Source organism: Terrabacter sp. 01T434, assembly GCF_056398545.1.
The window spans coordinates 172,564-188,007 of sequence record NZ_JBFTPP010000009.1 but is presented as its reverse complement, the minus strand read 5'-3'; the positions used below and the strand labels follow the sequence as shown (position 1 = coordinate 188,007).

Annotated in this window: 18 protein-coding genes; 13 read left to right on the top strand and 5 right to left on the bottom strand. The window is 71.6% G+C overall.

The window, feature by feature from the left end; all coding sequences use genetic code 11:
• The first annotated feature begins 49 nt into the window (after positions 1-49).
• The 4 genes from AC1DIW_RS18470 to purL all read left to right on the top strand — a co-directional run bounded on the left by AC1DIW_RS18470 (position 50) and on the right by purL (position 4,117).
• Complete coding sequence (locus tag AC1DIW_RS18470) at positions 50-679, top strand: LURP-one-related family protein (RefSeq protein ID WP_478110018.1); 630 nt, start codon at positions 50-52, stop codon at positions 677-679.
• Between the two features lie 95 nt (positions 680-774).
• Positions 775-1,083, top strand: coding sequence for a phosphoribosylformylglycinamidine synthase subunit PurS (gene purS / locus AC1DIW_RS18465; protein WP_478110017.1), 309 nt, complete (start codon positions 775-777; stop codon positions 1,081-1,083).
• Positions 1,080-1,775: a phosphoribosylformylglycinamidine synthase subunit PurQ gene (purQ, locus tag AC1DIW_RS18460; protein ID WP_442277271.1), complete on the top strand. Its 696-nt coding sequence runs from the start codon at positions 1,080-1,082 to the stop codon at positions 1,773-1,775. Before purS ends, purQ begins: the two co-directional genes overlap by 4 nt.
• Positions 1,772-4,117 carry a phosphoribosylformylglycinamidine synthase subunit PurL gene (gene purL, locus AC1DIW_RS18455; protein ID WP_478110016.1) on the top strand — a complete coding sequence of 782 codons (2,346 nt, stop codon included), beginning with the start codon at positions 1,772-1,774 and terminating at the stop codon, positions 4,115-4,117. The genes purQ and purL overlap by 4 nt, the downstream gene beginning before the upstream one ends.
• A 12-nt stretch (positions 4,118-4,129) precedes the next feature.
• On the opposite strand, the gene AC1DIW_RS18450 is transcribed toward purL, so the two are convergent.
• Positions 4,130-4,957 carry a spermidine synthase gene (locus tag AC1DIW_RS18450; protein WP_478110014.1) on the bottom strand — a complete coding sequence of 276 codons (828 nt, stop codon included), beginning with the start codon at positions 4,955-4,957 and terminating at the stop codon, positions 4,130-4,132.
• A gap of 25 nt (positions 4,958-4,982) precedes the next feature.
• Complete coding sequence (locus AC1DIW_RS18445) at positions 4,983-5,408, bottom strand: VOC family protein (RefSeq protein WP_478110012.1); 426 nt, start codon at positions 5,406-5,408, stop codon at positions 4,983-4,985.
• Between the two features lie 98 nt (positions 5,409-5,506).
• Here AC1DIW_RS18445 and AC1DIW_RS18440 point away from each other — a divergent pair, with 98 nt between their 5' ends.
• The 6 genes from AC1DIW_RS18440 (at position 5,507) to purF (ending at position 10,757) form a co-directional block, all read left to right on the top strand.
• Positions 5,507-6,388, top strand: coding sequence for an LLM class flavin-dependent oxidoreductase (locus AC1DIW_RS18440; protein ID WP_478110010.1), 882 nt, complete (start codon positions 5,507-5,509; stop codon positions 6,386-6,388).
• A gap of 402 nt (positions 6,389-6,790) precedes the next feature.
• On the top strand, positions 6,791-7,171 hold the full coding sequence (locus AC1DIW_RS18435; RefSeq protein ID WP_478110038.1) for a sterol carrier family protein: 381 nt from the start codon (positions 6,791-6,793) through the stop codon (positions 7,169-7,171).
• Positions 7,168-7,425, top strand: a complete 258-nt coding sequence (locus tag AC1DIW_RS18430; RefSeq protein ID WP_442277266.1) for a hypothetical protein — start codon at positions 7,168-7,170, stop codon at positions 7,423-7,425. The genes AC1DIW_RS18435 and AC1DIW_RS18430 overlap by 4 nt, the downstream gene beginning before the upstream one ends.
• On the top strand, positions 7,422-8,594 hold the full coding sequence (locus AC1DIW_RS18425; protein WP_478110008.1) for a CaiB/BaiF CoA transferase family protein: 1,173 nt from the start codon (positions 7,422-7,424) through the stop codon (positions 8,592-8,594). The genes AC1DIW_RS18430 and AC1DIW_RS18425 overlap by 4 nt, the downstream gene beginning before the upstream one ends.
• Positions 8,591-9,166 (top strand): RNA 2',3'-cyclic phosphodiesterase, encoded by a 576-nt coding sequence (gene thpR / locus AC1DIW_RS18420; RefSeq protein WP_478110007.1) that lies wholly within the window; start codon positions 8,591-8,593, stop codon positions 9,164-9,166. Before AC1DIW_RS18425 ends, thpR begins: the two co-directional genes overlap by 4 nt.
• A 28-nt stretch (positions 9,167-9,194) precedes the next feature.
• Positions 9,195-10,757 (top strand): amidophosphoribosyltransferase, encoded by a 1,563-nt coding sequence (purF, locus tag AC1DIW_RS18415; protein ID WP_478110005.1) that lies wholly within the window; start codon positions 9,195-9,197, stop codon positions 10,755-10,757.
• A gap of 91 nt (positions 10,758-10,848) precedes the next feature.
• Here the strand turns inward: purF and AC1DIW_RS18410 are convergent, their stop codons facing one another.
• Positions 10,849-11,754: a hypothetical protein gene (locus tag AC1DIW_RS18410; protein ID WP_478110003.1), complete on the bottom strand. Its 906-nt coding sequence runs from the start codon at positions 11,752-11,754 to the stop codon at positions 10,849-10,851.
• A gap of 182 nt (positions 11,755-11,936) precedes the next feature.
• Between AC1DIW_RS18410 and purM the strand changes: the two genes are divergently transcribed.
• On the top strand, positions 11,937-13,067 hold the full coding sequence (purM, locus tag AC1DIW_RS18405) for a phosphoribosylformylglycinamidine cyclo-ligase (RefSeq protein ID WP_478110001.1): 1,131 nt from the start codon (positions 11,937-11,939) through the stop codon (positions 13,065-13,067).
• A gap of 225 nt (positions 13,068-13,292) precedes the next feature.
• On the opposite strand, the gene AC1DIW_RS18400 is transcribed toward purM, so the two are convergent.
• The gene (locus AC1DIW_RS18400; protein WP_442277260.1) at positions 13,293-13,487 is read right to left on the bottom strand and encodes a DUF3073 domain-containing protein; all 195 of its coding nucleotides are present in this window, start codon (positions 13,485-13,487) and stop codon (positions 13,293-13,295) included.
• 417 nt (positions 13,488-13,904) lie between these two features.
• On the opposite strand from AC1DIW_RS18400, the gene AC1DIW_RS18395 reads away from it, so the two are divergent.
• Positions 13,905-14,096, top strand: a complete 192-nt coding sequence (locus AC1DIW_RS18395) for a BldC family transcriptional regulator (protein WP_045191048.1) — start codon at positions 13,905-13,907, stop codon at positions 14,094-14,096.
• A gap of 252 nt (positions 14,097-14,348) precedes the next feature.
• Positions 14,349-14,789 carry a VOC family protein gene (locus AC1DIW_RS18390; protein WP_478110000.1) on the top strand — a complete coding sequence of 147 codons (441 nt, stop codon included), beginning with the start codon at positions 14,349-14,351 and terminating at the stop codon, positions 14,787-14,789.
• Here AC1DIW_RS18390 and AC1DIW_RS18385 read toward each other — a convergent pair.
• Positions 14,786-15,442: a nucleotidyltransferase domain-containing protein gene (locus tag AC1DIW_RS18385; protein WP_478109998.1), complete on the bottom strand. Its 657-nt coding sequence runs from the start codon at positions 15,440-15,442 to the stop codon at positions 14,786-14,788. The genes AC1DIW_RS18390 and AC1DIW_RS18385 overlap by 4 nt on opposite strands.
• Positions 15,443-15,444 lie beyond the last annotated feature (2 nt).

The window sequence follows — 15,444 nt, the reverse complement described above, 5'->3', positions numbered from 1 at the left end:
GCACACGGCATACGCCAGCGGTTCGTGCCTGCTGTGGGACGCTGAGGGGATGACCGAGCCCGTCGCCGACGCGATCTCCGAGATCCCCGCCGAGCGCTACGTGCTCCGCCCGCAGCTCACCCTGATGGTCAACCGCTACGAGATCGTCCGCGCCGACGACAACGGCAGGGAGCTCGGTCTGCTGTGCTTCGCGGAGCAGAAGCGGATGGCCGCCAAGGAGCAGGTCACTTTCTACACCGACGCCGCCAAGCAGCACCCGCTCTTCGGCTTCAAGGCCCGACGCCGCCTCGACCTCGGGTCGACGTACGACGTCACGGACAGCCAGGGGCAGCCCATCGCCTGGTTCAAGAAGCACTTCAAGGCCTCGCTCGTGACCTCCACCTGGACGCTCGGTCTGCCCGACGGGCGCGAGCTCATCGGACAGGAGCGCAACGCCAAGGTCGCTGTCGCGCGCCGGCTCTGGGAGGTCATCCCGGTCGTCGGCGACATCCCCGGACCCTTCCTCTTCCACTTCGACTTCGTCGCCCCCGACGGGTCGATCGCGCTCAGCTCGACGAAGCGTGCCGGCATCAAGGACGTCTACCGCGTGACGCTCCCGGCGCTCGCGGACGGGAAGCCGATCGACTGGCGCGTCGGCATGGCGATGGCCGTGGCCCTCGACGCCCTCCAGTCGCGCTGAGACGGTTGTCCTGACGGCGCCGTGGCGCCCGATAGACTCGGGCCGTCCTTCGGGACGCCACCACCGCCCATCCAGCGCAGGGAGAACCACCACTGATGGGAAGCATCGTCGTCGACGTCATGCTCAAGCCCGAGATCCTCGACCCGCAGGGACAGGCCGTCAACGGCGCCCTCCCACGGCTCGGGTTCAACGGGTTCACGGACGTCCGCCAGGGCAAGCGCTTCGTGCTCACCGTCGACGGTGACGTGACGGACGAGCACCTCGCCGCGGCCCGCGAGGCGGCCGAGACGCTCCTGTCCAACCCCGTCATCGAGGACGTCGTCTCCGTGCGCGTCCTCGAGGACGCAGTGGACGCGAGCGGCGACGCCGACGCGGCCGGCGAGTCGGGGGACGACGCGCAGTGAAGGTCGGCGTCGTCACGTTCCCCGGTTCGCTCGACGACCGTGACGCGGCGCGTGCCGTCCGCGAGTGCGGCGGCGAGGCCGTCCCGCTCTGGCACGGCGACGCGGACCTCCGAGGCGTCGACGCGGTCATCCTGCCGGGCGGGTTCTCCTACGGCGACTACCTGCGCTGCGGCGCCATCGCCCGCTTCGCCCCGGTCATGGAGGCGCTCGTGCCGGCGGCCCAGGGTGGCCTGCCCGTCCTCGGCATCTGCAACGGCTTCCAGGTGCTCACCGAGAGCCACCTGCTGCCCGGCGCGCTCATCCGCAACGACCACCGCAAGTTCAACTGCGTCGACCAGCGGCTCGTCGTCGAGAACGCCTCGACCGCGTGGACGTCCGACTTCGAGGCCGGCCAGGAGATCACGATCGTCCTCAAGAACGGCGAGGGCGGTTTCGTCGCCGACGAGAAGACGCTCGACAGGCTCGAGGGGGAGGGGCGGGTCGTCTTCCGCTACGTCCCCGACGCCGAGGGCCGCAACCCCAACGGCTCCTACCGCCACATCGCCGGCATCACCAACGAGCGTGGCAACGTCGTCGGCCTCATGCCGCACCCCGAACACGCGGTCGAGCAGGGCTACGGCCCGAGCCTCGACGGGCGCGGGTTCTTCACCTCGATCATCAAGCAGACCCTCGAGAGCGCAGCGACCGCATGAGCGACACCCAGCAACAGTCCTCAGCCACACGTCCGGGGGGCGCACGGGGGGCGGAGCCCCCCGTGGGTCTCGACACCGTCGAGCACGCCGCATCGACGCCTGACGTCGAGCAACCGTGGGCCGAGCTCGGCCTCAAGCCCGACGAGTACGCCAACATCCGCGAGATCATCGGCCGACGCCCGACGATCGCCGAGCTCGCGATGTACTCCGTCATGTGGAGCGAGCACTGCTCCTACAAGTCGAGCAAGATCCACTTCAAGCTGTGGGGCGAGAACACCACCGACGAGATGCGCGAGAAGCTCCTCGTCGGCATCGGTGAGAACGCCGGCGTCGTCGACATCGGCGACGGCTGGGCGGTGACCTTCAAGGTCGAGTCGCACAACCACCCGTCCTACGTCGAGCCCTACCAGGGCGCCGCGACCGGTGTCGGCGGCATCATCCGCGACATCATGTCGATGGGTGCCCGGCCGATCGCCGTCATGGACCCGCTCCGGTTCGGCAACCTGCACCACCCCGACACCCAGCGCGTCCTGCCCGGCGTCGTCGCGGGCGTCGGTGGCTACGGCAACTGCATCGGCCTGCCCAACATCGGCGGCGAGGTCGTCTTCGATGACTGCTACCAGGGCAACCCGCTCGTCAACGCCCTGTGCGTCGGCGCGATGCGCGTCGAGGACATCCACCTCGCCAAGGCGTCCGGCGTGGGCAACAAGGTCATCCTCTTCGGCGCCCGGACCGGCGGCGACGGCATCGGCGGCGTCTCGGTCCTCGCGTCCGAGACCTTCGACGAGGGCGGCCCGACCAAGCGCCCCGCCGTGCAGGTCGGCGACCCGTTCGCCGAGAAGGTGCTCATCGAGTGCTGCCTCGACCTCTACAAGGCGGGTGTCGTCGACGGCATCCAGGACCTCGGCGGTGCCGGGCTCTCCTGTGCCACCAGCGAGCTCGCCTCCAACGGCGACGGCGGCATGCAGGTCGAGCTCGACCTCGTCCCCCTGCGCGACGCGAGCCTGCAGCCGCAGGAGATCCTCATGTCGGAGTCGCAGGAACGCATGATGGCGGTCGTCGAGCCGAAGCACCTCGAGCAGTTCATGGCCATCACCGACAAGTGGGACGTCGAGGCCACCGTCATCGGCGAGGTCACCGACGGCGACCACCTCGTCATCACCTGGCACGGCGAGGTCATCGTCGACGTGCCGCCGCGCTCGGTCGCCCACGAGGGCCCCACCTACGACCGCCCGCTGGCCCGGCCGGCATACCTCGACCAGCTCAACGCGGTCGGCGCGGCCGAGCTGGCCAAGCCCGAGTCGGGAGAGGAGATCCGGGCCCAGCTGCTGACGCTGCTCGGCTCGCCCAACCTCTGCGACAAGTCGTGGATCACCGACCAGTACGACCGCTACGTCCTCGGCAACACCGCGCTCGCCCAGCCCGACGACTCGGGCATCGTGCGCGTCGACGAGGAGACGGGCCGCGGCGTCGCGATCTCGACCGACTGCAACAGCCGGTTCGCCAAGCTCGACCCGTATGCCGGCGCGCAGCTCGCGCTCGCCGAGGCCTACCGCAACGTGGCGACGGCCGGAGCTGCTCCGCTCGCCGTCACCGACTGCCTCAACTTCGGCTCGCCGGAGGACCCGGGTGTCATGTGGCAGTTCCGCGAGGCGATCCGCGGCATCGCCGAGGGGTGCAAGTTCCTCGGCATCCCCGTCACGGGCGGCAACGTCTCGTTCTACAACCAGACCGGGGACGTCGCGATCCACCCGACGCCCGTCATCGGCGTGCTCGGGGTCATGGACGACGTCTCCAAGCGGTCCGGCTCCGGCTTCCGCAGCGACGACGCGCACGTCTACCTCCTCGGCACCACCCGTGACGAGCTCGACGGGTCCGAGTGGGCGCATGTCGTCCACAAGCACCTCGGTGGCCTGCCGCCGAAGGTCGACCTGGCGGCCGAGCAGGCGCTCGGCCGGGTCCTCGTCGAGGCCGCCCGCACCGGTGTCGTCGAGGCGGCCCACGACCTGTCCGAGGGTGGCCTTGCCATCGCGCTCGCCGAGGCATGCATGCGTCATGGCGTCGGCGTGACCGTCGACGGCCTGGACCGGGTCGGCGCCGACGCCGAGGGCAACCCGCTCGACGTGTTCACGGCCCTCTTCTCCGAGTCGAGCGCCCGCGCCCTCGTCGCGGTGCCGGCGGGGCACGCCGCCGAGTTCGAGGCGATGCTCGGCGACGTGCCGCACGCCAGGATCGGCGTCACCGGTGGACGCGACCTCGACATCGTCGGCCACTTCGCCGTCTCCGTGGCCGAGATGAAGTCGGCCCACGAGTTCACGCTGCCCGCGGTGTTCGGCGGCTGACCCCGGCCAGGCTCAGCGAGCCCGCCACTTCCCGGCCTCGGGAGGTGGCGGGCTCTGCATTCCCAGCTCGTCGAAGGGCTTTGCTCCGGCGAGCAGTCTCGAGAGCGCGGCTCCCTCACGCAGGCCGGTCGGGAGGTTGGCTCGGGCGACGTCGCGACGCAGGGCCTCGACCGGCAGCGGCGCGGCGCTCGCGACGAGCACCGAGTTGCCGAAGCGCCGGCCCTTGAGCACCTCGTGGGTTGCGATGACGGTCACGTGCGGCAGCGACGTGGCCACTGTCGCGACGACCCTTGCGACCCAACGCATCCCGGGCTCGTCGGCAAGGTTCCAGAGGGCCGTTCCCGTCGGCCTGAGCGCCCGCGCGACCTCCTGGGCGTATGCCGTCCCGACGAGCTCCGCGGGCACCCGCCCTCCCGCGTAGGCATCCGTGACGACGACGTCGGCCGAATCGTCCTTGAGGGCCCGGACCCCGGCCAGCCCGTCGACCGCGCGCACGCGGATGCGGTGGCGCCGGGGGAGCGGGACCTCGCGGCGGACGAGGTCGGTGAGGGCCTCGTCCGGCTCGAGGACGATCTGCGGAGATCCCGGACGGGTGGCCTCGACCCAGCGGGGCAGGGTGAGGCCGGCACCACCGACGTGCGTGACGCCCAGGGGAGCGGGCGGCTCGGGCGGCATGGCGTCGATGGCGAGCGCGAGGTGCTGGACGTACTCGAAGACGAGCAGCGTCGGGTCGTCGGGCTGCACGTGCGACTGCGGCGAGCCGTCCATGTGCACGGTCACGCCGCCCCGCCCGTCCCACTCCAGGGTGACGTGCTCTGCCGCAGGCGATCCCGTGCTCACCGGACCAGCGTAGGTGGCCGCGGCGTCAGGACCCCATGACGTTGGTGCCGTCCGACAGCACGGGGGAGATCATGCCGAAGATGTTGTGGTCCGGGTCCTGGAGGTAGGCGAGGCGACCGACCCCCGGCATGTCGGACGGGGCGAGAGCCTCCGTCCCACCGAGCTCGAGGCCCTTCGCGAAGAGCCCGTCGACGTCATCGACGCCGATCACGATGTTGGCACCGTTGACCGCGCCGCCGACCTCCGGGGCCGGTCCCTGACGTCGGGTCAGGCCGCCGTTGATGCCGTTCCCCCCGCCCGATGGGGTGATGGCGCCCTCCCCGGTGTCGATGGACCAGTAGTCCATCTCGCCGAACCGCTGGAACGACCAGCCCAGCAGCTGCGAGTAGAACGCGATGAGGCGGTCGGGGTCCGAGGCATGGATCTCGAAGTGGACGACGAGGTTCGACATGGCTGCTCCTTCCGAGGGCATGATCCGACGCTACGACCCACCGCCGACGGCCACACTGGGCATGGAGAAAGCCGGGGCCGCGGCACTACGGTCGGGGGATGCGATTCGGCCTGACGATCCTGCCCGAGCACCCGTGGTCCGAGGCGGCGCCGATGTGGCGCGAGGCCGAGCAGATGGGCTTCGACCATGCGTGGACCTTCGACCACGTGACGTGGGGTGGCCTGCCCGAGTCGCCATGGTTCGCTGCGGTGCCGACGCTCGCCGCGGCGACTGCCGTCACCGACCGGATCGGCCTCGGCACCTTCGTGTCCTCGCCCAACAACCACCACCCGGTGCAGCTCATGCGGGAGGTGCTGGCACTCCATGACATCTCGGGCGGTCGCTTCCTGCTCGGCATCGGCTCCGGCGGCGACATCGACGCACGCATCCTGGGCGAGGACCTGCCCCTCCGCGACCGGGTCGCCCGGTTCCACGAGTTCACCCGCCTGCTCGACCGGCTCCTGACCGAGGACCACGTCACGGCTGACGGGCGCTTCTACGCGGCCCGCGACGTGCGCACCCTGCCCGGCCCGGTCCGCGGGGACGACGCCGGCAGCCGGGTGCCGCTCGTCGTCGCGGCCAACGGGCCGCGGTCGATCGACCTCGCGGTCGAGCGCGGCGACGCGTGGATGACCTACGGAGGGAACGCCGACACCGACGAGGAGTGGTGGACCCTGGTGGCCGGCCACAGCCGCCGGGTCGACGAGGCGCTCGAGGCGGCCGGCCGCCAGGCGAGCGGCTTCGGGCGGTACCTCAACCTCGACTCCGCGCCCACCTTCTCGCTGACGAGCGCCGCCGTGTTCGAGGATGCCGTCGGTCGCGCTGCAGGTCTCGGCTTCACCGACGTCATCACCCACTGGCCGCGTGCGACCGAGCCGTTCCGCGGCACCCGCGACGTCCTCGACGTGGTCGCCTCCGACGTCATCCCGCGGCTGCGCTGAGGGGCCGTCGCGGCCTCAGGGCTCTGAATCGCGCCTTTTCTCCGCCGGGGCGGAGTTGTTGTGGTCCTAGGGTCCYGARTCGCGCCTTTTCTCCGCCGGGGCGGAGTTGTTGTGGTCCTAGGGTCCTGAATCGCGCCTTTTCTCCGCCGGGGCGGAGTTGTTGTGGTCCTAGGGTCCTGAATCGCGCCTTTTCTCCGCCAGGGCGGAGTTGTCGGGGGCGGGGCCGCGGACGGTGGTGGCGCTGGCTGGCGTATGCCGTCAGGCCGCTTCGGGCGCGCCGGCACCGTCGCGCCCCACCGCGCCTTTCGAACTGCGCGCGACGACCTTGGGACGGAAGACGTGCTCCGGGACTGCGCTGAGGGGCCGTCACGAGCGTCGGTGCGCGCCGATAACCTGCGAGGTATGCCGCCGCGTCGCCGTACCCCTGTCGCCGAGGGACACGCTGCCCTGGAGGCGTGCCGGGCGGCCCGCTGGGCAGCTGACCGTCGCACGACGGCCACCGCGGTCCGCTACACGCTCGAGGAGCTCGCAACCACCGCCCCGGGCCGCACGGTGGAGGTGCGGGTGCCGCCGCACGGCGCCGTGCAGTGCATCGAGGGCCCGGTCCACACCCGTGGCACGCCGCCCAACGTCATCGAGACCGACGCTGCGACGTGGCTGCGCCTCGCGGTCGGCGACCTGACGTGGGAGGCCGCGACGGGCGGTGCGCTCGTGCGCGCCAGCGGTCAGCGCGCCCACCTCGACGGCCTGCTGCCGCTCGCCTCGCTTAGGCTTGACCCGTGACCCAGTCGCCGAACACCCCGCCGCACACGCGCGCCGAGCGTCCCCGCATCCCGAACTTCAAGCGCTTCCTCATCACGGGCGCCGTCCTCGGCTTCATCGTCGGCGCCGCCATCTCGATCATGGGCGACGAGGTCCAGGGCTACACGACGACCACCGGGGCGCTCTACATCGGCGCGCTCGGTGCCTTCCTCGGCACCGGCCTGGCCGGTGTGCTCGGGATCCTCCTCGACCGCTCCGGTCGCGACCAGCCGTGACCCCGGCGGCCGGCGACGGCTCGGCACGCCCGGGGCCGCTCGCCGGTGTGCGCGTGGTCGAGCTCGCCGGCATCGGTCCGGCGCCCTTCGCGGCGATGCTCCTCGCCGACCTCGGCGCCGACGTCATCCGCGTCGACCGGCCCGGTGAGCCCGCGCTGCCGGTCCCGCTTCCGCCCGAGGCCGACCTGCTCCGCCGCGGACGACCCTCCGTCGGCCTCGACCTCAAGCACCCCGACGGCCTCGCCACCGCGCTCGCCCTCGTCGAGCGCGCCGACGTGCTCCTGGAAGGTTACCGCCCCGGCGTCGCCGAGCGGCTCGGCCTGGGCCCGGACGACTGCCTCGCCCGCAACCCGCGGCTCGTCTACGGCCGGATGACCGGCTGGGGCCAGGACGGTCCGCTCGCCCAAGCGGCGGGTCACGACATCGGCTACGTCGCCCTCACCGGTGCCCTGCACGCCATCGGCCGCGCCGGCGGACCACCCCAGGTGCCGGTCAACCTCGTCGGCGACTTCGGCGGCGGCGCGCTCTACCTCGTCGTCGGGGTGCTCGCCGCTCTGCTGGAGTCGCGCACGAGCGGCTGCGGCCAGGTCGTCGACGCCGCCATCGTCGACGGCACGGCCCACCTCTCCTCGCTCGTCGTCGGCCTCGTCTCGGCCGGCCTCTGGTCCGACCGCCGCGGCACCAACCTGCTCGACACCGGCGCCCCGTTCTACGACGTCTACGAGACGAGCGACGGCGGCTGGCTCGCCGTCGGTCCGCTCGAGCCCGCGTTCTACGCCGAGCTGCTGCGCCTGCTCGACCTCACCGACAGCGCTCCCGACCGGCTCGACCCCAGTCAGTGGCCGGCCCTGCGCGCCCTGCTCTCCGACACCTTCCGCACCCGGACCCGCGACGAGTGGGCCGCCCTCCTCGAGGGCACCGACGCGTGCGTCGCGCCCGTCCTCAGCTACGCCGAGGCACCTGCGCACCCGCACCTCGCCGCCCGCGGCACCTACGTCGAGCACCACGGCGTCGTCCAGCCGGCACCCGCGCCGCGCTTCTCCCGCACCCCGGCCGCGCTCGGCACCCCGCCGTCCATCCCGGGCGCCGACACCCGGTCGGCCCTCGGGGCGTGGGGCATCGACGACGTCGACGCCCTCATCGCCACCGGCGCCGCGATCCAGCCATGAGGCTCTTCGTCGCCGTCGTCCCACCCGACGACGTCCTCGACGACCTCGAGGCCCACCTCGAGCCGCGGCGCGAGGCCAGCCCCGAGATCCGCTGGACCGACCGGCACCAGTGGCACGTCACGCTCGCCTTTTTCGGGGCCGTTCCCGAGCGACGCCTCGACGACCTGACCGAGGCGCTCGCCCGGTCCGCGGCACGCCGCGACCCGCTGGTCCTGCGCCTCGCCGGAGCCGGCGCCTTCCCGAACCCGTATGCCGCGCGCGTGCTGTGGGCCGGCGTCGAGCAGGTGCGCGGTGACCTCGTGGCGGTGGCGGGCGGCATACGCAATGCCTCGAGCTCGGTGGGGGCGACGCCCGACGGCACGCGCTTCTCCCCGCACGTCACGCTCGGCCGCTTCCACCGGCCGACGGAGGCGACCCGGTGGATCCGCGCGCTCGACGCCTGGGAAGGCCCGGCCTGGCGGGCCCCGCACCTCGCGCTCGTGGAGTCGCACCTGGGGGAGGGGCGCGGGCGGCGGCCGCGCTACGAGGTGCTCGCCGAGCTGCCGCTGCGCGGCCAACCGCCCACGAGCTGATCGCGGCGGGTGTGGGAGACTGGGCGACGTGTCACGTGGCGACGGTCGTTTGAACCATGACCTCATCCCCGGCGAGAAGGGCCCGCAGGACGCCTGCGGGGTCTTCGGCGTCTGGGCCCCCGGAGAGGACGTCGCGAAGCTGACGTACTTCGGGCTCTATGCGCTGCAGCACCGCGGGCAGGAGTCGGCCGGCATCGCGACCGGTGACGGCGAGAAGATCCTCGTCTACAAGGACATGGGCCTCGTCTCGCAGGTCTTCGACGAGACCGCGCTCAGCTCACTGCGTGGCCACATCGCGATCGGCCACACGCGCTACTCGACGACGGGCGGCTCCACCTGGGAGAACGCCCAGCCGACGCTCGGCGGCGCCGGCGGCAGCACGCTGGCACTCGCGCACAACGGCAACCTGATCAACACCGTCGAGCTCAAGGCCCTCGTGGACGAGCACTTCGGCGGCGCCCGCATCACCGGCGAGCTCGCCCGCGGCAACACCTCCGACACCGCGCTCGTCACGACGCTGCTCGCCGCCGACGAGGACCGCACTCCTGAGCAGGCCGCCCTCGAGCTGCTGCCCAAGCTGCGCGGCGCCTTCTCCTTCGTCTTCATGGACGAGACGACGTTGTATGCCGCCCGCGACCCCTGGGGAGTCCGTCCCCTCGCGCTCGGCCGCCTCGAGCGGGGCTGGGTCGTCGCCTCCGAGACCGCCGCCCTGCAGACGATCGGCGCGGCCGTCATCCGCGAGGTCGAGCCCGGTGAGCTCATCGTCATCGACGAGGACGGCCTGCGCTCGCACACGTTCGCCGAGCCCCAGCCCAAGGGCTGCGTCTTCGAGTACGTCTACCTCGCCCGCCCCGACGCCGTCATCCGCGGCCGGGTCGTCCACGAGGCGCGCGTCGAGATGGGCCGGGTCCTCGCCCGCGAGCACCCCGTCGACGCCGACCTCGTCATCGGAGTCCCCGAGTCGGGCGTGCCTGCGGCCGTTGGCTATTCGCAGGAGTCCGGCATCCCCTTCGGGCAGGGCTTCGTCAAGAACGCCTACGTCGGGCGCACCTTCATCCAGCCGTCGCAGACGCTGCGCCAGCTCGGCATCCGGCTCAAGCTCAACCCGCTCGAGCACACGATCCGTGGCAAGCGCCTCGTCGTCGTCGACGACTCGATCGTGCGCGGCAACACCCAGCGGGCGCAGATCCGGATGCTCCGTGAGTCGGGCGCGGCCGAGGTGCACGTGCGCATCAGCTCACCGCCGGTGCAGTGGCCGTGCTTCTACGGCATCGACTTCGCCACTCGGGCCGAGCTCATCGCCACCGGGCTCAAGGTCGAGGAGATCCGCGCGTCGATCGGTGCCGACTCCCTCGGCTACATCTCGGAGGAGGGCATGGTCGGCGCGACGAACCAGCCCGCCGACGAGTTGTGCTCGGCGTGCTTCACCGGGAAGTACCCCATCGAGCTGCCCGAGGACGGCCGGATCGGCAAGCACGTCCTCGAGACCCTGCCCTTGACGGTGCGCACCGGCCACGACCGCTCGGTCGACGTCGAGGGGGTCAGCCTCGGGGTCGGTCTCGGCGGCGAGAACGCCCTGCAGCACCCCTGACCCCGCCCCCGCCCGGCGTCCGCACTCAGCCGCCGGCGTCACCGATCGAGGTGATGGCCGACCGTATCCGGTCGTCGATCACCTCGATCCGTCATTGCGCCAGCCCGAGCGCGACCTGCCGCAAGTACTCGTCCTCGTAGAGCCGCAGACCGACAAGGTCGATGCGCAACACGCGGTCGTGCTGGAGTGTCACGGCATTGCGACTGAGGTTGTCCGCCGTCACGTTGAGTCCCTCGCGGTGCTGAGCCCCGTCGATCTCCACCACGAGCCGCGAGTCCTCCCAGCGCACATCGAGGTAGATGCGGCCTCGCGGACCTCGGCGAACCACCTGTCTGGAGGGCTCGGGAAGTCCGCGAGACCGGCACATCCGCGCGAAGTCGAGCTCGCCCAGCGACTGAACCCCATCAGCTGCATCGAACAGGATGCGTCGAACGAAGCCCCGGCGGCGGCGACCTGGCATCCGCGCGCTGAGCTCCAGCATCTGTCGAGGCGTGGCCAGTCGCTGCTGCACCGTCATGAGCAGGACGAGCGCGGCCTGACGGTCCGAGACCGCCCAGGACGCCGCGCGAAGCGCAGCCACGGCCGGTCGTGTCCGGGGTGGGCCGGAACGGGCGAGCTCGTCGGGCAGTCGCCGGATCACCTTGTGCAACCGGACGCCCGGCAGGTGCTTTACCGACGCGGTGTGGATGACAGACACGTGCACCTCCTCGTCGACGTAGTTGCGCAGTCCCGCCACCTGAAGAGCTGTGACCCCATCGAGTGCCGCCACGCCGGCACCTGTCTCCCAGATCGCCTGCCACCGCCGGGCATCCACACCGATCGGCCCGCAGTGCAGAGCCACCGTCTGCAGGCCGTGACACCTCCACCGTCCGGCAGCGACCTCGGTCCGGACGTCCACATGGGTGAGGCCGAGCGCGAGCAGTGCGTCGCGCGAGGTCACCCCGTCGGTCGTGAACGCAGCAGTGCGCGCAAGCTCGCGCCGTTCGGGTCCTCGCATGAGAGTGAGCCTGCTTACGCGCTCTGCTCCGGGCACGGGTGAGCCGTTGCCCTGAGGACGAAGCGATCGCCGCCGAGGGAGGTGTGGACAGTCGGAGTCGAGGTGATCCGCGACCGTATCCAGTCGCGGGATACCTCGAACCGCGGCGAGGGGGACGGCACGGCGCCGGTAGGCTGTGACGGGTGAGCGACGCCCCCATCACCTATGCCTCCGCCGGTGTCGACGTCGAGGCGGGTGACAAGGCCGTCGAGCTGATGAAGGCGTCGGTCCGACGCGCGACCCGCCCCGAGGTGCTCAGTGGTCTCGGCGGCTTCGCCGGCATGTTCGACGCCAGCGCCATCGCACGGATGACGCGACCCGTCCTCGCCACGAGCACCGACGGCGTCGGCACCAAGGTCGCCATCGCGCAGGCCCTCGACATCCACGACACGATCGGCTTCGACCTCGTCGGCATGGTCGTCGACGACATCGTCGTGTGCGGCGCCGAGCCGCTCTTCATGACCGACTACATCGCGACCGGCAAGGTCGTGCCCGAGCGCATCGCCGCCATCGTCGGCGGCATCGCCCGCGCCTGCGAGGAGGCCGGCGTCGCCCTCGTCGGCGGTGAGACCGCAGAGCACCCGGGTCTGCTCGAGCCCGACGAGTACGACGTGGCCGGCGCCGCGACCGGCGTCGTGGAGTATGCCGCCGTGCTGGGTCCGCAGCGCGTCGCCGACGGCGACGTCGTGGTGGCGTTGGCCAGCAGCGGTCTGCACAGCAACGGCTACAGCCTCGTGCGCCGCGTCGTCGCCAGCGCCCGCTGGGAGCTGGACCGTCACGTCGCCGACTTCGGTCGCACCCTGGGCGAGGAGCTGCTGGAGCCGACCCGCATCTACACCAAGCCGTTGCTCGAGCTCATCGCTGCCGAGGGCGTCGACGTGCACGCCCTGAGCCATGTGACCGGAGGCGGTCTCGCCGCCAACCTCGCGCGCGTGCTGCCCACCGACATGTTCGCACGCGTCGACCGCGGCTCGTGGACCCCGCCGGCGGTCTTCCGCACGGTCCAGGACCTCGGCCGCGTGCCACAGGCCGACATCGAGCGCACCCTCAACCAGGGCATCGGCTTCGTCGCGGTGCTGCCGGAGGCGCACGCCGAGCGGGCCATCGAGCTGAGCGAGGCGCGCGGCATCCAGGCCTGGCGCCTCGGCGAGATCGCCACCGAGGAGCGCGCGCAGGCAGCGGGCCTCGTCGCCGAGGGTGTGGAGATCGTGCGCGGCGCCAAGGGTGTCGACGGCGGCGCCGTGCAGGTCGTCGGACAGCACCCGGCTCCCTGACGCCCGGGGTCCCGGCATTCGCGTACGCGGAGGCCCGGCGACCCGGCATACGCGGGGATGACGAGAGCCCGCACACCCCGGAGGCCGTGCGGGCATCGATGTGTCACTCCGACGCGACCCGGCCACTGGGGCCGGCGGGGCATCAGCTCCTCGATGTCAGCACTGATCGCGCGCCGGGTGGGAACACCCGACGCACGAGGTGCAGACGGAAGAGGGAGGACGAGCTCAGCGCTCGCCTGAGACCCACTTCCCGTATTCGTCGTACTCGTCGTCGTCGACGGACTGTGGCTGGTTGGAGACGTCGCGTTGCGACGGTCCGTGCAGCTCACGCTCCAGCGCGCTCAAGTCCGTGTCAGGTGTGTAGTACTTGAGCTGCCGTGCGACCTTGGTCTGCTTGGCTTTGGCTCGGCCGCGCCCCATGGCGTGACCCCCTCGTGCGTCGTGCCGGGACGGCATCGCCCCTCAAAGAGCCAGATGGCTCTTCGATGTCTGCGTAGCGGTCCCGGGAATGTGTGTGTTCTCGTGGGGCTAACGCTACATGAGTGAGGCAAATCGCGCGCCCGCCGGACCCCGGCTCGCCGGGGTCCGGATGCGCCGGGAGCGACGGGAGGTGACGGGCCGACCCGTCAGGGCCTGCACAACCCCCTGACGACGCCGTCGCACCCGCTCTCGTACGCCGTCCGCGTATACACCCAGGAGTGAGCAAGCGGGACGATTTGACTCTTTTCAGTGTTTAACCGCGATGTGGACGGCCGAGACTTTACCCTTGCTTTACTGAGCCCCGATTGGGGCACATGCGTGTCGCTGCACAAGCGACAGGGTGGTGGGGATATGACAATGACGACTCAGGATCGACACGAGACCGAGAAGCTGCTGACTCCTGCCGAAGTTGCGGCCCTGTTCCGAGTGGACCCCAAGACGGTCACTCGCTGGGCCAAGGCGGGCAAGCTGACTTCCATCCGGACCCTTGGCGGGCACCGGAGATACCGCGAGTCAGAGGTGCGCGACCTTCTGGGTGGCGGACACTGAACACGACCGCTACCAGGGGGTAACCGGTCAGCAGTCGGGGGAGAGCACCGCGCGGTGTGACTTCCCGGGCTGCCCAAGGTGCGCGCTCGGACCCGTCCGTGGGGGAACGGGTCGAGCGCGCACCAGTAGAACTTCAGGGCGCCACCGTCAGCGAGGCCCGCGGCGTTCATGGCTGCCTGCACCCTGTCCGCTGCATCGTGGGACCCCGGTCCGGTCGCTGCCCACGTCGGTGCGCCGTCCTATCGTGGCGGGATGACTGCACCGCCCGACATCACCGCCATCACCCTGGGCGTCCGCGACGTCGAACGCTCACGCGCCTTCTACGTCGACGGCCTCGGCTTCCGCTCCGTGCTGGACGTCGCGGGCGAGATCAGCTTCGTCCAGTGCGCGTCCGGCCAGCTCCTGGCGCTCTGGGACGTCACCCGGATGCCGAGCGAGTACGGCGACGTCGCCCACGGCCCGACCGCCCCGCCCATGTCGCTCGGCCACAACGTCGGCGCTGCCGAGGACGTCGAGCGGTTGTATGCCGCGGCCCTGGCTGCCGGCGCCGCCTCGGTCGCGGTCCCGACCGTCCGCGAGTGGGGCGGGGTGAGCGCATGCGTGGCCGACCCGGACGGTTTCCGGTGGGACTTCGTCCACAACCCGAACTTCCGCGTCGACGAAGACGGCAGCGTCCACCTGGGCGAGGGCTAACGCGCGTCCAGGCGCGCCCGCCACGGGTGGCCGGCCGGCTGGGCGTCGACGACCCGCCGGAGCACCGCGACCTGGGCGGAACCGAGCAGGGGGAGTGCCGCCTCGAGGTCGGCGTCGTCCTTGGGTCGCGGCGAGGCGGCCTTGTGGGCGAGGACGAGCTCGGGGCGCAGGTAGCGCACGCCGTCGCGCTCCCACGTGGCGTCGTCCAGTGACACCACGAGCGTCGGGTCGCGCTTGAACTGCCACCGTCCGTCGACGTCCGGGTTGAGCAGGATCTCCCCGCGCCAGGGGGCGAGCGCGTGCTCGCGGACCCAGATCTGGCCGGAGTCCTCGGGCACGTCCCGACCCGGCCGCAGGTGCAGCAGGCCCGAGTCGCCGGCGGACCACAGGTGCCAATCCGGCTCGAGGTGGGCCCGGATCGCGCCGACGTCGCGACGGAGCACCGAGACGTCGATGTCCTCGTGGTCGCGGGCGACGCCGGTGAACGCCTCGACGGCCCACCCGCCGGCCACCCACCACGGCACGCCCAGCCCATGGAGCAGGTCGCGGACCTCGACCGGGGTCCATGAACGCTGCGGGCCGTAGATCCGCTGGAACTCGGCCGGTGCGAGCCACTGCTGCCCGCCGGTCGTCACCGCGTCCCGCTCGTCCACGA

What these genes read in the sequence shown, in the direction of transcription:
- AC1DIW_RS18470 (WP_478110018.1), top strand. Translation starts at nt 50, where the DNA reads ATGACCGAGCCCGTCGCCGACGCGATCTCCGAGATCCCCGCCGAGCGC.
- purS (WP_478110017.1), top strand. Translation starts at nt 775, where the DNA reads ATGGGAAGCATCGTCGTCGACGTCATGCTCAAGCCCGAGATCCTCGAC.
- purL (WP_478110016.1), top strand. Translation starts at nt 1,772, where the DNA reads ATGAGCGACACCCAGCAACAGTCCTCAGCCACACGTCCGGGGGGCGCA.
- AC1DIW_RS18445 (WP_478110012.1), bottom strand. Translation starts at nt 5,408, where the DNA reads ATGTCGAACCTCGTCGTCCACTTCGAGATCCATGCCTCGGACCCCGAC.
- AC1DIW_RS18440 (WP_478110010.1), top strand. Translation starts at nt 5,507, where the DNA reads ATGCGATTCGGCCTGACGATCCTGCCCGAGCACCCGTGGTCCGAGGCG.
- AC1DIW_RS18435 (WP_478110038.1), top strand. Translation starts at nt 6,791, where the DNA reads ATGCCGCCGCGTCGCCGTACCCCTGTCGCCGAGGGACACGCTGCCCTG.
- thpR (WP_478110007.1), top strand. Translation starts at nt 8,591, where the DNA reads ATGAGGCTCTTCGTCGCCGTCGTCCCACCCGACGACGTCCTCGACGAC.
- AC1DIW_RS18410 (WP_478110003.1), bottom strand. Translation starts at nt 11,754, where the DNA reads ATGCGAGGACCCGAACGGCGCGAGCTTGCGCGCACTGCTGCGTTCACG.
- AC1DIW_RS18400 (WP_442277260.1), bottom strand. Translation starts at nt 13,487, where the DNA reads ATGGGGCGCGGCCGAGCCAAAGCCAAGCAGACCAAGGTCGCACGGCAG.
- AC1DIW_RS18395 (WP_045191048.1), top strand. Translation starts at nt 13,905, where the DNA reads ATGACGACTCAGGATCGACACGAGACCGAGAAGCTGCTGACTCCTGCC.
- AC1DIW_RS18390 (WP_478110000.1), top strand. Translation starts at nt 14,349, where the DNA reads ATGACTGCACCGCCCGACATCACCGCCATCACCCTGGGCGTCCGCGAC.